Genomic DNA, 13,645 nt, shown 5'->3' with positions numbered 1-13,645 from the left:
ATGGCAGAAAGGAAATTGTTGAGAGTTGTTGACGTCGTCTTGGTTATAGTAGTCGTTGCTGTGGGAGTTGGTTGGTATCTGTTTGATTACGTGTTCAGCCACAAAAAGGCAGCGAGTTACCAGTTACAGAGTGGCGCAATTTCTGTAAGGATCCAAGGTGAAGAGGTTCTAAGAGTAAATGAACCAGGTGATTGGATCATTAAAAACAAAGATGGCAAGTACGTCACGACTTTGCATTTCGACGGACAGAAGGTCTGGGTTACCGAGTCGAATTGTCCTGATAAGATCTGCGAAAAGACAGGCAAAGTGGGACCAGGAGGGAGTATAATTTGCGTGCCAAACAGGATGATAATAGAGTTCAAAAAAGAAAAGCACAAGAACGCGGTAGACACAGAAACGTGGTAGTTTTTGGAACGATGATAGCCCTGAGTAGTGTGGTTTACGTGGTTGAAGGGTTAGTACCATTTCCTGTGCCAGGTGGTAAATGGGGATTTTCAAACTTTCTTGTGCTTTATCTGTCAGTTTTTTCTGGTCTTTCCGATGCACTGCTCCTTGCTGTTTCTAAATCTTTACTTGGTTCGATTCTTTCAGGTACGATATTCACACCGGGTTTTTTCATGGGTTTTTTCGGTAGTATCGCCTCTGCAGTTGTTCAAAGCCTGTTTTCGAGAGTTAAACTATTTGGTGTTTTCGGGATAAGTATTCTGGGTATGGTAACGAACAACTTGGTGCAGTTTGTTGTAGGAAGTTTCCTCATCGGCTCAAATGCTATTTTTGTCTTTCTGCCCTTGGTAATGACGCTTGGTACACTGGGTGCACTTGCAAACGCTTACCTGGCTGTGAAGACGCATAAGATTATGTTGGATATGAAAATGCCAAAAGAGGGGGTGGAAAAATGATCAGACGGTCTGATTTTCCAAAAGATTTTATTTTTGGTACGGCAACGGCGGCTTATCAAATTGAAGGAGCTGCAAACGAGGATGGTAGAGGTCCATCGATCTGGGATGTCTTTTCTCATACGCCCGGTAAAACGTTAAATGGTGACAATGGAGACGTTGCATGCGATCACTACCATAGGTACAAAGAAGATATTAAGCTAATGAAGGAAATAGGTTTGGATGCCTATAGGTTTTCGATTTCATGGCCTCGAGTGATGCCGGATGGGAAGAACATCAATCAAAAAGGTGTTGATTTTTACAACAGACTCGTCGATGAGCTTTTGGAAAACGATATTGTACCGTTTATCACACTCTACCACTGGGATTTGCCTTACGCATTGTACGAAAAAGGTGGTTGGTTAAATCCAGATATAGCACTCTATTTCAGAGCTTATGCAACGTTCATGTTCAATGAACTTGGTGACCGCGTAAAACACTGGATTACGCTCAATGAACCGTGGTGTTCGTCTTTCTTGGGCTACTTCACCGGAGAGCATGCACCTGGACATAAGGATCTTCAAGAGGCACTAATCGCAGCACACAATCTTTTGAGAGCCCATGGTCATGCAGTCCAAGCGTTTAGGGAAGAAGTGAAGGATGGAAAAGTAGGTTTGACTAACGTGGTGATGAAAATAGAGCCCGGTGATTCAAAACCGGAAAGTTTCCTTGTTGCAAGTCTTGTTGATAAGTTTGTCAACGCTTGGTACCATGATCCGGTTGTTTTCGGTAAATACCCCGAGGAAGCTGTTGCTCTCTATTTAGAAAAGGGGTTGCAGATCCTAGATAGCGATATGAATATCATAGCCACACCGATAGACTTCTTCGGTGTGAATTACTACACGCGAACGCTTGTCATTTTTGATCCAAACAACCCGCTTGGATTTTCATACGTGCAAGGAGACCTCCCAAAAACGGAGATGGGCTGGGAGATTTATCCACAAGGATTATTCGACATGCTAGTTTATCTGAAAGAAAGGTACAGATTGCCGCTTTACATAACCGAGAACGGTATGGCAGGCCCTGACAAGCTGGAGAATGGTAGAGTTCAAGATACATACAGGATAGAGTATTTGGAGAAACACTTTGAAAAGGCTTTGGAGGCTATCAACGCAGGCGTGGATTTGAAAGGTTACTTCATCTGGTCTTTGATGGATAACTTCGAATGGGCTTATGGTTATTCAAAGCGGTTCGGTATAATTTATGTCGACTATAACACTCAAAAGAGGATATTGAAGGATTCCGCATTGTGGTTAAAAGAATTTCTAAAATCATAAAAAGAAAGCCCCGACAGGGGCTTTCTTTTTTGAGTTTTTTCTATTTCAATGTGTATAATCTTTCTTTTGGATTTACAATCTCCGTTATACGTACGCCAAAGTTTTCGTCGATGACTACAACTTCTCCACGGGCAATTAGTTTGTTGTTTACGTAGATATCAACAGGCTCACCAGTGAGTTTGTCAAGTTCTATGAGTGAACCTATTCCAAGCTCCATGACTTCCTTCAACGTAAGTTTCGTTCGCCCGAGTTCAACTGTGACATTCAGCGGTACGTCGAAAAGTAACTGCAGTCTTTCATCGAGCACGTGTGGCCTTTCCGAAGGTTGCTGAGCCTTTCCAAAGTCTTCAAATTGGACAGGTCTTGCCGCAACCGCTTGTTTTTCTTCTCTTCTCGGAGCCGGCGGAACATATGTAGCTGTTGATTTTGATGCGGAGACTTGAGAACTTTGTGAAGTCGCTGTAGCTGTCTGCTTTTGCTCAACTTCTTGAGAACCAAATATCAATTCGTACAGTTTTTTAACAAATGGGATAGGCATCGCCAAGAAAAACTTCGCAGGTTGCAACTCTTCTATTGTCATTGTAAATGTTGCCTTTGCTACTCTGTCTTCATCATTGCCGATAGGTGGGAATTTTACGCTCGGATCGTCGAAGTTCAAGATCTCAGCTGTCGGTGGAATGATACTGACCGGTTTTTTTATCATGTCAGAAAGAGAGGTAGCTGCTGAGCCCATCATCTGGTTCATGGCTTCAGCAACAGCGCTCAATTTGAATTCATCAAGTTCATAACTTTCAGGTTTACCAAATCCACCCATCATTATGTCCGCAATCTCCGATGCAAGCTGCTTTTCGAGAACCATAGCGTTGAGTCCTTCGATCTCTCCTTCAAAATGTATCGTTACACATACCTTTTCGCCGGATACACCATTTCTCAGTTCTTTGAGAGTCATAACTTCAACTTCAGGTGTTGAGATCTCGACCTTTCTCCCCAAGATGTTAGATAGCGCAGTGGCACCTGCTCCAAGAATTATATTTCCAACTTCTCCAACCATTGATTTCTCGATATCTGAGAGCCCTTCATCTTGTACAACTTGTTTGAGTAACGCGTCTAATTCCTCTTGGCTTAAGAAATCATCGGCAATCATTCTTCTTCACCTTCCTCTTTAGGCTCTTCAACCACATCGGTGATTTTCACTGCGTAGTTTCCCTTGTATTGACCTGGCTTTCCCAAGAACTTGGTCCGACCATTGACTTCTACTTTTATTGGTTCATCGTAGTGTTCTTTGAGCCTTATTACATCCCCAATCTCAAGTGTTAAGATTTCACCCAAGGTTAACACCGTCTCTCCAATGATTGCAATAACATCTATCTTAGTTCTTTGTAGATTTTCTCTGAGTTTTTCGATGTGTTCCTCCGTTGCTTCTTTCTGTTTCACTTTGAACCAACTTTGCGTTGTGAGTTTTTCGCCTATTGGCTCTATCACAGAAGATGGCCAGCAAATACTCATGTAACCCTCGACTTTTCCGAAACTTACGAAGAACGTTATAGCCATGACCATTTCACTACTGGGGACGATTTGTACAAACTGGGGGTTAGTTTCCGTGGACTCAATAACTGGAATGAACGGATGCACGGACATCCAGGCTTGCGAAAGTGCCGTGAGCAAGTTTACAACTTCTTTTTTTATTACTCCCATTTCGATCTCGGTTGGTATCCTCTTAACATCGCCTGGTTCTCCAGGACCTCCCAGAAGTACATCGAGAATGCCGTAGAATATTTCCAAACTCATGTTGAATATAGCACTACCCACTAATTCCCTGGCTGTAAAGATCGTTATGAAAGATGGATTGCCGATTGACTTCATGTATTCGTCGTAAGTCAACTGGTCTATACCAACGACGTTTACCGATGTGAACGACCTCAACTTACCTGAAAGATAGGTGGAAGTGCTTCGGGCGAAGTTTTCATGGATCATCTGTACTGTTCTGATTTGCTCTTTTGAAAATTTTTGAGGTCGTAAAAAGTCGTACGTGCGAATCTTTTTCTCTTCGCCCTCTTTTTTCACTTCTTCTATGTTAACTTCTCCTTGCGAAAGCGCAGCCAGTAATCGGTCTATTTCCTCTTGGCTCAGTACATCTGGCAAAACCAACAACCTCCCATCAAAGGGGCTCTCAAATCTTTATTGCACTGTGCTTATCGCTTTTATGTATATATAAACATTCAACACGCCCAGTTTTTCTTTTTCACCCGTAAATCCAGTGATCTGATTAACCGCTTCTCTGATTTGTTTCTTTAACAAATCTAATCCTGCTGGGGTGACAAGGTCAAATCTTTCTTTACTCAAGAATATCGTTGCAAGTGCGTCCATTATCTCGTCGTTCTTATCAGCAACCGCCGCTCGGCACGGCTCACTACCTACAAGCAACGTCAAGGAATCAACTACCGCAACATCCCTTCCACCTTTAAGCATGAAAGTTTGATATTTTCCAGGAGAAATGACAACAGCTTTTATCTGGACAGGTGCAGTGGTTGTTTTTTCTTCCTGTGCTTGACTTGGTTGTCTGTTCGAACCAAGTACGAAGAAGACCACCAAACTGACAACCAGTGAGACTACCAATGGTATTACTATCATTTTTATTAAATTCCCTAATCCACCCTTACCTTTAGCCTGCTCTTGCTGTTGTTCAACTTCTTCAGGCATACTTTGCCCTCCTTAAATCAGAATCAATAACCTTTTGTCTCTCTTTTGATCACTATCTCTATCTTTCTGTATTTAGCACGTGTCTTTTCTACATCGATATTGTAGTTTTTGGTAAGCTCTGCTCGTTTCTTTTGGTATTCCTCATATGATATTTTACCACTTTCGTAATCACTTTGCAGCTTGGAAATATCGTAATCGTAATTGGCCTTTATCGATTTCAACTCTCTGTTTACGTCTACATCACCTTTACCTATCGGGACAAATCTGTCAGGTGAATAAAAATAATCGATGTCGAATAAACCGGACCTTATCTCAGAATACCTCAGAGCGTATCGCTTTTGCTTTAATTCTGTAAGCATGAAATTGACCACGGAAGCGGCACGTGCGCAACTTAGATGCCAGTTCGATGGATATATCGAGTCTGGAGTTGTTGGCCTATCATCCGCGTACCCTCTAACTTCTATGATGTTCGACGTGTGTTCCAAAATCATAGCCCCAAGTTTTTCAATTATTTCCTTTGCTTCTGCTGTTAGCCTTGCACTTCCTGTCTCAAAGATTTTAAAGTTCGTTAGTGTAATGAGTGTTCCTTCGTCCCGTTCTTCTATGGTTACCTTCCCTTTGTACTCCTCCGATACTCTCAGTAGTTCCTGATACACGCCCGGTTTAGTTGAAATCAACGCCTCTTCACTCATTGTTTGGCCGCCTGTAAGGACACTCGGCGGGTTACCGCTGAGTGCAAGAGTTAGACCAACAACGACCTGTTGGAATTTTCCAGGGCTTATGCTCGACATTGAAAACAACAATACGAAGAACGTTAGTAATAATGTGACCATATCACCGTACGTGTTAAGCCACTCAGGAACCGCTTTACAGACACACTTTTCTTTTTTAGCCATTAAGCGCCAGCCCCCTGAACTTGGGCTTCGTATTTTGCTTTCTCCGCTGTCGGTAAGTACGATTTGAGCTTTTCTTCAAGTACCCTCGGGTTTTCTCCAGACTGAATAGATAGCACGCCTTCAAGTATCATTCTTCTGGCAATTTCGATATCAGCTGCACGTTTCGCTATCTTTTCTGCTACGGGAATACCGACGATGTTAGCCAATATCGAACCATAAAGCGTGGTTATCAAGGCAACGGCCATCGATGGACCCAGTGTTTCCGGGTTATTCAATGTATTCAACATTTGGATCAATCCAACAAGTGTTCCGATCATACCAAAAGCTGGTCCAAACGTTCCAAGGGAATCGAAAAACGCCTTTTGGTCTAACATCTCAGAAGTTGTCATATCAATTTCTATTTCCATCATCGAGCGCAGAACTTCTGGCTCTGTTCCATCAACAACCAGCTGAACGGCCTTTCTAAAGAACGGATCTTGAATTTCTTCCAAGTTCGCCTCAAGAGAAAGCAGACCTTCCCTTCTTGCTTTTTCTGAGAAAGACACAAGTGTTCTTAAGGTGCCAATATAATCGATTTTTGGCTCTTTGATCGCGTTCGTTATGACTTTAGCGATACCAAAGACCACAACCTTTTTGTTTGCTGTTATAGCAGAAGAAATCGCTCCACCCACCGTGATGATGACGGAAGGGATATTGATGAACGTTGCGAAGTCACCACTACCGCTTAGTATACCGAATACCATCATACCAAAACCGAGAATAACACCAATTAAAACCGTTATATCCATTACTCCTCACCTACCATCGGTGGTAAGAATATCTGCTTTTTGTATTCCATAATGCGCTTGACCACTTCTTGCACTGGTTCGAGCACGATGTACTTTTTCCCATTGTACAAAGTGATCGTTGTGTCCGGATTGGCTTCGATTTTTTCGATGTATTCAGCGTTTAAATAGAACTCTTTACCATTAAGTGCCGTCAGCTTTATCAAATTTTTCACCTCTATAGGTTTCAGATTACTCAGATTGCACTATAGGATTATCTTCTGAGGTTCACCACTTCTTGGAGTATCTGGTCTGCCGTTGTAATTGTTCTTGCGTTCGCTTGGAAACCTCTTTGAGCGATTATCAGTTTGGTGAACTCCTCTGAGAGGTCAACGTTCGACATTTCTAAAGCACCTGCAACAAGTGATCCAAATCCACCCTTACCGGGTTGACCTATGCGAGCTGTTCCACTGTTTGCACTCTCTCCATAAAGTGAGTTACCGAGTTCAAGCAAGCCCGCTGGATTGTTGAATGTGGCAAGTGCAACTTTTCCAAGAACATCAACTAAACCGTTAGTAAATGAACCGATGATGTCTCCATTTTCAGAAATCGAGAACGATTCTAGAACACCTTGGGCATTACCATCCTGCATTTTGACAAACGCATCCGCAAGCGCAGCGAATTGCGTCATGCTGTTCAAATCTAGTTTGATTTTCACTATTCCGTCACCGTTTTCCCCTGCGTTGAACATGATAGCATCTATATTTTCTCCCTCAGCAATTTGCCCCGTGTTTGGATCAAACGAATTGACACCAAGTAGTCTTCCTGTTTTATCGAACCTCAATACACCAAAACTACCACCTGTGATCTCTGTTCCGGTATCGTAATTGGAAAGGTATTTTATGTTCTCACCTGTTGCACTTCTAATTCTGAATGCCCACGCGTTTTCGTTGTTTCCGTAAACTGCTGCAAGTTTTACAAAGTCAATGTAAAGCGTGTACGGATTTCCAAGAGAATCGTAAACCTGTGTCGATGTCGTGTAGAATGGCGATTTGAATGAGACCACAGAGAAGTTCGTTGGGTTATCTGCTTCGTAGAACCGTGGCTCACCAGCTCCAGGAATTGTGAGTTGATCAACTTTTGATGGTTGGTAAACGACATCCTGGTAAGAATTTCCACTTGCTAAGTTCGCATCGTAAATTGTGTTGTCGCCGTTAAGCAAAAGCACGTTGTAAGTTCCAATTGCGTTACCTGTAACAGCGTCCCTGATTACTCTAACAACACCGTATTTACCTTGTGTGTACTCAAAATTAATTCTTCCGTTACCACCATCGTCAACAGCGGTGACAACTTCCGAACCAAGTGTCTTTCCGTTGACAACAACGCGCACTCTGTACTGCCGACCAGCAACGAGATTTGCGTTGGTTAAGCTCTGCGTTCCAGCACTGTTTATATCTTGTGCAGCAATACCGCTAACCGGTGTTCCATCAAGATTTTCAACCACGTACTGTACTGTGTAGTTCCTTGTGAGTTGACCGGACGTTGTTACTCCTACATTAGAGCTGTCAAGCTCTAAATCAAGGGGAGCTACTTCTTGTGTTGAAGCGGCAATTTCCACAAAATAGTTCTGACCATCTATGAGTTTCTCACTTACGATAGCCTCAGTAACACTTCCATTTAGGACGTTTCTGGATACTGTATCAACTATCCTTCCCTGATTATCCCTTATAATGAAAAGGTAATTCCCATCCTGCTGCTGGATAGGTTCTGTAAGAGTTAGAGCACCAGAAGAAGCTGTTCCTGAGAGCTTCTGCTTAACAGCTCCTGCACTAACGACGTTTCCGAACTTGTCAAACTTTATGTAAATTCTGCCATCGATTTTATCGTCCAGATTGGCATCTATCTTACCGAGGTAGATCTGGTAATCACTGAAAGTGTCTTGGAGTCCTCCGAAGTCTCTTTCAAATGTAACCTTCGTGTTAATAGCCCTACCACCGTAACCGTTAATTGCGATAACGAATTTCTCTGGCCCAACTCTTGCATCAAGATTTCCCGCCAAGACCATCCTTGAGGTTTGTTTTGCCGCCATGCTGAGACCAGCCGATATCTGGATGTTACCAATTGGTTTGTTTGTGTCGACAAATCTTCTACCACTTGTGGGATCAACTTCGGCAACCCATCCTTGTAATTTCAAACCTGTAGTTGGCTGAACCACCGTTCCATTCAGGTCTAAATCAAAATTACCAGCCCTCGTGTAGAAGTACCTTTGCCCATTCGAAAGGACGAAGAATCCCTCACCTTGTATAGCCAAATCTGTTTTCTTACCGGTGTTTTGGAAACTTCCTTGGTTCATTATCTTGTCGATCGATGCAACACGTATACCGTACCCGATTTGCTTTGGGTTCGTTCCACCAGTTCTATCCGTTGCCCTTCTGGACATATCGAGAATCTGTGAAAAGTTCGTCGCGTAGGTGACCCTCGCACCCTTAAAACCTATCGTGTTGACGTTTGCAATGTTGTTGCTTACCACATCAATCTCTTGTTGGAATCCTTGAAGTCCAGATACACCACTGTAAAGAGACCTCATCATATATCCTCACCCCTACGCATAGATTTCTGATATTTCTGAAATCTCGTATACCTTGCTATTAACAACTATGTTGATTTTGCTTCCGTCAAATTGAACACCGGAAACAACACCGCTTTCCACACTTGGTATCTCTTCGTAGTCTCCGTTTCCTGTTACTTTAAGTACCTTGAATGTGTATTTCCCATCCCTCACTTTTGTACCGTTCTCATCTTTTCCATCCCAGGCAAATAGCTGCATTCCAGCATCAACGTTGCCAAGCTTTTGCTCTTTCACGAGTTTTCCATTTCCATCAAATATCCTGATGATAATGTTCGCTGGTTCGTCAAGCTTGAAAACTTTCGTCTCTGGAACCCCGTTCGAGACCTGTATCGTGTTGGTCTTAACCACCGCGGTCTTTCCTATCATGGAAACTGCTTGTGTTCGGTAAAGTTGAGCTGCCGTCTCAACAAATTGCTGCACAGACTTGCTCATGTTCATTATCTGCTCGAGGGATGAAAGCTGAGACATCTGCGCAATGAAGTCCCTGTCTTTCATTGGCTCAAGTGGATCTTGATTTTTGAGCTGCGTGATCAATAGTCTCAGGAACGCTTCTTTATCCATATCTTTCTTCGTTGTTCTTTCACTCACCTGGGAGAAGAGATTAGACGTCGCGTTCACGTTCATCATCATCTTCCATCACCTCTTCATTAAACGCTCTTTTTCTATTTCCTTCTTGATTATGTTCTCTTTGTTGTTGATTGTGCTGATGTCTACTTTCTTCATAGTAGTTGTTCTCTTCTTTCATGCGCACTTCCAAGTTCTTCACATCAAAATCCAGAGTTGTCAATCTTTCTCGCAAAACACCGATGTTTTTTTCCAAAAGCTCCTTACTTTTTTCATTCTCCGCCACAAAAACGATAGTAATGGACCTGCCCTCTTTTTTCAACTCAACGTCGATGTTCCCGAGTTGTTCTGGATACAACTTCATCCTTACGTTCTCTTCCAATTTGCCTGAAAATCCAAATTCTCTTATCTTTTGATAAATCTCTTCAAGGTTACGAGCATATTGTAAACGTTCTGCAAGTTCAAATCTGCTACTTGCTTGGTATGTTTGCTCGAATTTTGTTTCCGATGCTTTGTACGTCATTTCAGCAAGCCGTTCTAAGAACTTGTTTGAGATGTTAGGTTTTTCTTGAATTTCTCCTTTCTTAGGTTCATCTTTAACTCTGTACTCAACTTCAAAGGACTTTATCTCTAATTTATTCTTCGACACCTCACCAGCCTCATTCCTAAATGCCTTTGCATCGTATTTTTCTTGCTGAGAGTTCGTATTTTGAAAAATGTCGTTCTGAGCCGGTTTCACAACATCGCTTGAAATTTCGGGTTGTGTTATGTCTGGAATGTTTGATTTTTCAGCTAATTGTACGTTGTTTTTATCTTTAATGCTTTCCTTCACTTGAACATTTGGTTGATTAGACACAACCTTTGGATTTTCCATAGCTGCGCTTTTGACTAACTCAGCTGCTAGTGATATCTGTTGGTTGGAGATTTTTGAAGCTTTAGAATCTATTGCATTATCTTTTCCAATATCTTCATCCTTACTTTGGAAATTCACAATCTGATTTAATTTTTCCGAAGCAATCAATCTTATTGAACCAAGTATCGGTAAGATGTTTCCATCGCTCTTCCTTTCTGCATCATTTTGCTTAGACTCATTAGCGTTACTGTTCGCAACAAAAGGAACAACCCGCTGACTAGTCTGGATTTTCTCTTGCGAGATAACTTTATCTATCTTTTCCATGTTGGATTTATTCTGTACGTTTGTATGGGATGTCGATAAACCGTTTACTACTGCCACATTTTCCGAAGTTCTTGCATTTCTAACATTGATTTCATGAAGCACGTTCGTTTTTTCGACATTTACATTAGACACAACACCATTGGTCGAATTTTGTCTTTGCAAAGATTTAGAAAACTCATTGACTGAAGATTGAAGTAACTGGGCTCTCTCTTCTAAATAAGCGATGTTTTCAATACTGATAAAACTGCTAACACGACCGATTGATTTGTTCTCCTTAGTTGATGCTTCCAGTTTTTCCCTCTTTTCATTAATCGCATTTGTTTTCGTATCGCTCGCTTTCGACTGGGCAATAGCAGAGTTTGATTCAACAATGCGCTTTGCTTCGAAAGCGTTTTGAGCCAGATTTTGGATGCCTTTATCGGAAGGTCTATATACGTTGTTTTGAAGTTCTTCCTTTTGCAGATTTTCCTGAATCACATCGGTCTTCTTATCGGTTGTCTTTGATTTAGCCATCTGTGAGTTTGGTTCCACTACGTATCTTGTTTTAGAAGCTTCGTGACCGATGTCCTGAACAATTTCAACCTCGGCTTTTTGACTGAAAATTCTGGCAATTTGGTTGCTCTGAGGTTCGGCTATTTTGTTTCCTAAGCTTTGCGCTGTCTTGGAATTACTTGTCTTTGTTTCGCTCAGTTGTTGTGGGAATATTTGAACATTCTGCAAATCATCGCGCTTGGTTTTGGTTGGTGCTTCGTAGTTAAAAATACCTGCGTTATCGCTAACGGTTCTATTTTCTTTTACGTATTTAGGCTGGACCTTTTCGGAAGCGTTCATAACAACTTTTGTTTGCTTATTATCCTTCGAACTATTTGATGAAATTGGTCCTGAATTTTCCTTTCCAGCATCATTCATGTTCAAAGTCACTTCTTTGACGCTGACTTGTGCTTGCTGTTCAGTGTGAACAGTATTTACTTTAATAGAAAGTTTCTCTGCTGTTTCGTATTTTGTGTACATGTTCTGACCTTTAACACCAGTATCCGCAACCACAATCCCATGTTTATCATCTTTTGGAGCTTCGGATGTGAACTCGGTCAAAAACTTTTTTTTGAGCTGCGAAACGCTATCTTCTTCTTTGGTTGCTTCGATGATTTTTTCTTCTTTCAAATATGCCGTGCCAGTTTCGCTTTTTCCGTTTTCAGAAGCGGATGTTTGTAAGGAATTCGAGATAATGTTCGAATCCTTTTTCGATAGTTCTTGGAGTTTGCCTATTACTGATATGTGTTTGTCATTATTGATATCTTTGCCTTCACTTAGCTCATTTGAAGCTTGAGAGAACAGTTCTTCACCATTGTCACTCTTTACCTCGTGGGTCTTGCTATCCCCAGCGGTAGTCTCCTTTATTAATCTTTCGCTTTGGCCAGTGACGGTTGTTTGCAAGATTTCTTTCTTGTTCATTTTGTTTTCTTCGCCCAATGAACCTACTTGATTCTCGTTTTTCACTATTTGTTGTGAAAGTGCGATCTTTTTCGCTACAGCGCTATTCTCGTTCTGGGGACTTTCGCTAGTGTCTGTTTTAGATAGTTCATCAACGACTTTTTGGAGAATCTTTTCAAAAGATTCTCCATTTCCAGAACTTTTACTTATTTCGGAAAGCACGCTTTGAACTTTCTCAGGACTACCGAGAATTTTTGTAAGGTTGATTAGATCAATCAAAATCTCGCCCCCAAGTTCAAAACTTCGATGAAGAGCTCTTCGTTCTTGTCTTTTATGTCTTTCAACAACCTGATTCGTGTTTGGTCATCGACGTTTGAAAGGATGTAGAACACCAAGTCTGGCTTTTTGCTTATCTTTTCAACCATGTTCCAGATTTCTTCGTACGGCATTTCTGATAAGTATGCTGAAAGCCCTTTCCTAAAACCATCCACTGTTATTATCTGCGCTTCGTATGAAACTAACTCGTTTATCTTCGCCTCAAGGTCTTGGATTTTGTTCTCTATATCACTAATTATCTGATCCACACCGCCTATCTTCTCAACGACTTGAGCTGCCTTTACTGGATTAACTGCGGTGAGTTCTTGGAGTAATTCCGCCCTTGTATCTGCAGGTAGCTTTGAAAGTATCAGTGCAAGTGTTTCAACCGACATGTTTTCTGCATTCATTAGCCTTCTGAGCTGTGGTGGATCTGAGTTGAGAAATGTATCTACAAGGTCCTGCAAGCGCTTCAGTGTTGTTGTATCTTCAACTTTGTTCAGTTGTTCTTTTAATCTCTGCTCTTTCCAGTTATTCTCCACCGTTTTCAGCGCTTCTAAGAGTTTGTTAACTTCGGATTCTTTCTTGGCTAAGAGTGTTTCTTTTTCCTCCAGTTCTTTTAATTTCGCATCGAGTTGTGAAGCGTATTGCTCATAAGCGCTTTCAAAGTACTCTTTTGCGGTGAAAACGTTTATTGGCTCGTACTGAACGAAGTTTTTCACAATCGGAACTTTGGAAAATAAAAGGCCAAAATAGTTTCTCCACGCTTGGAACGTAGAGGCCTCTTTTCCGTAAATTTGACTTATAAGATATGAAGAATAGCCATAGAAAAAAATCACTGCAACAATTAGCACTCCAATAAGGATGCCCAACAATATGAAAAGCCATTTTCTTGATTTCATTAGTCCACCTCCAATTCAATATTCTTCTGTGCGATATGATTTTCCTAAGTGTGAA

General features: G+C 41.6%; 13 protein-coding genes. 3 read left to right on the top strand and 10 right to left on the bottom strand.

Annotation, left to right across the window (positions count from 1 at the left end):
• The 3 genes from CBS1_RS08070 to CBS1_RS08060 are packed head-to-tail and all read left to right on the top strand — an operon-like array spanning nt 1 to nt 2,212.
• Nucleotides 1-405 carry a NusG domain II-containing protein gene (locus CBS1_RS08070; RefSeq protein ID WP_033191544.1) on the top strand — a complete coding sequence of 135 codons (405 nt, stop codon included), beginning with the start codon at nt 1-3 and terminating at the stop codon, nt 403-405.
• On the top strand, nt 330-899 hold the full coding sequence (locus tag CBS1_RS08065; RefSeq protein WP_241685504.1) for a Gx transporter family protein: 570 nt from the start codon (nt 330-332) through the stop codon (nt 897-899). Before CBS1_RS08070 ends, CBS1_RS08065 begins: the two co-directional genes overlap by 76 nt.
• Nucleotides 899-2,212, top strand: coding sequence for a GH1 family beta-glucosidase (locus CBS1_RS08060; RefSeq protein WP_407918647.1), 1,314 nt, complete (start codon nt 899-901; stop codon nt 2,210-2,212). The genes CBS1_RS08065 and CBS1_RS08060 overlap by 1 nt, the downstream gene beginning before the upstream one ends.
• Before the next feature lie 40 nt (nt 2,213-2,252).
• Here the strand turns inward: CBS1_RS08060 and fliY are convergent, their stop codons facing one another.
• The 10 genes from fliY to CBS1_RS08010 are packed head-to-tail and all read right to left on the bottom strand — an operon-like array spanning nt 2,253 to nt 13,590.
• Nucleotides 2,253-3,356 carry a flagellar motor switch phosphatase FliY gene (gene fliY / locus CBS1_RS08055; protein WP_090222555.1) on the bottom strand — a complete coding sequence of 368 codons (1,104 nt, stop codon included), beginning with the start codon at nt 3,354-3,356 and terminating at the stop codon, nt 2,253-2,255.
• Nucleotides 3,353-4,354, bottom strand: coding sequence for a flagellar motor switch protein FliM (gene fliM, locus CBS1_RS08050; protein ID WP_090222554.1), 1,002 nt, complete (start codon nt 4,352-4,354; stop codon nt 3,353-3,355). The genes fliY and fliM overlap by 4 nt, the downstream gene beginning before the upstream one ends.
• A gap of 36 nt (nt 4,355-4,390) precedes the next feature.
• Nucleotides 4,391-4,912, bottom strand: a complete 522-nt coding sequence (locus CBS1_RS08045; RefSeq protein ID WP_090222552.1) for a flagellar basal body-associated FliL family protein — start codon at nt 4,910-4,912, stop codon at nt 4,391-4,393.
• A gap of 23 nt (nt 4,913-4,935) precedes the next feature.
• A complete protein-coding gene (locus tag CBS1_RS08040) occupies nt 4,936-5,808 on the bottom strand; it encodes a flagellar motor protein MotB (protein WP_090222550.1) in 873 nt (290 codons plus the stop codon).
• Complete coding sequence (locus CBS1_RS08035) at nt 5,808-6,596, bottom strand: motility protein A (RefSeq protein ID WP_033191550.1); 789 nt, start codon at nt 6,594-6,596, stop codon at nt 5,808-5,810. The genes CBS1_RS08040 and CBS1_RS08035 overlap by 1 nt, the downstream gene beginning before the upstream one ends.
• Entirely contained in the window at nt 6,596-6,799 is a 204-nt protein-coding gene (locus CBS1_RS08030; RefSeq protein ID WP_033191551.1) for a flagellar FlbD family protein, read from the bottom strand. Before CBS1_RS08030 ends, CBS1_RS08035 begins: the two co-directional genes overlap by 1 nt.
• 47 nt (nt 6,800-6,846) lie before the next feature.
• Nucleotides 6,847-9,162 (bottom strand): flagellar hook-basal body complex protein, encoded by a 2,316-nt coding sequence (locus CBS1_RS08025; RefSeq protein ID WP_033191552.1) that lies wholly within the window; start codon nt 9,160-9,162, stop codon nt 6,847-6,849.
• A 12-nt stretch (nt 9,163-9,174) separates the two neighbouring features.
• Nucleotides 9,175-9,831 carry a flagellar hook assembly protein FlgD gene (locus CBS1_RS08020; RefSeq protein WP_033191553.1) on the bottom strand — a complete coding sequence of 219 codons (657 nt, stop codon included), beginning with the start codon at nt 9,829-9,831 and terminating at the stop codon, nt 9,175-9,177.
• Nucleotides 9,803-12,652: a flagellar hook-length control protein FliK gene (locus tag CBS1_RS08015; RefSeq protein ID WP_090222549.1), complete on the bottom strand. Its 2,850-nt coding sequence runs from the start codon at nt 12,650-12,652 to the stop codon at nt 9,803-9,805. Before CBS1_RS08015 ends, CBS1_RS08020 begins: the two co-directional genes overlap by 29 nt.
• Nucleotides 12,649-13,590 (bottom strand): coiled-coil domain-containing protein, encoded by a 942-nt coding sequence (locus CBS1_RS08010; RefSeq protein ID WP_033191555.1) that lies wholly within the window; start codon nt 13,588-13,590, stop codon nt 12,649-12,651. The genes CBS1_RS08015 and CBS1_RS08010 overlap by 4 nt, the downstream gene beginning before the upstream one ends.
• Between the last annotated feature and the right edge of the window lie 55 nt (nt 13,591-13,645).

It is taken from the genome of Fervidobacterium changbaicum (assembly GCF_004117075.1).
GTDB lineage: Bacteria > Thermotogota > Thermotogae > Thermotogales > Fervidobacteriaceae > Fervidobacterium > Fervidobacterium islandicum.
Note: the sequence above shows the minus strand (reverse complement) of the source record. Positions and strands in the feature narration are given on the sequence as shown.

Excerpts from the sequence above, each read along its gene's own strand:
- CBS1_RS08020 (WP_033191553.1), bottom strand. The coding sequence starts at position 9,831 with ATGATGATGAACGTGAACGCGACGTCTAATCTCTTCTCCCAGGTGAGT.
- CBS1_RS08035 (WP_033191550.1), bottom strand. The coding sequence starts at position 6,596 with ATGGATATAACGGTTTTAATTGGTGTTATTCTCGGTTTTGGTATGATG.
- fliY (WP_090222555.1), bottom strand. The coding sequence starts at position 3,356 with ATGATTGCCGATGATTTCTTAAGCCAAGAGGAATTAGACGCGTTACTC.
- CBS1_RS08025 (WP_033191552.1), bottom strand. The coding sequence starts at position 9,162 with ATGATGAGGTCTCTTTACAGTGGTGTATCTGGACTTCAAGGATTCCAA.
- CBS1_RS08070 (WP_033191544.1), top strand. The coding sequence starts at position 1 with ATGGCAGAAAGGAAATTGTTGAGAGTTGTTGACGTCGTCTTGGTTATA.
- CBS1_RS08040 (WP_090222550.1), bottom strand. The coding sequence starts at position 5,808 with ATGGCTAAAAAAGAAAAGTGTGTCTGTAAAGCGGTTCCTGAGTGGCTT.
- CBS1_RS08010 (WP_033191555.1), bottom strand. The coding sequence starts at position 13,590 with ATGAAATCAAGAAAATGGCTTTTCATATTGTTGGGCATCCTTATTGGA.
- CBS1_RS08045 (WP_090222552.1), bottom strand. The coding sequence starts at position 4,912 with ATGCCTGAAGAAGTTGAACAACAGCAAGAGCAGGCTAAAGGTAAGGGT.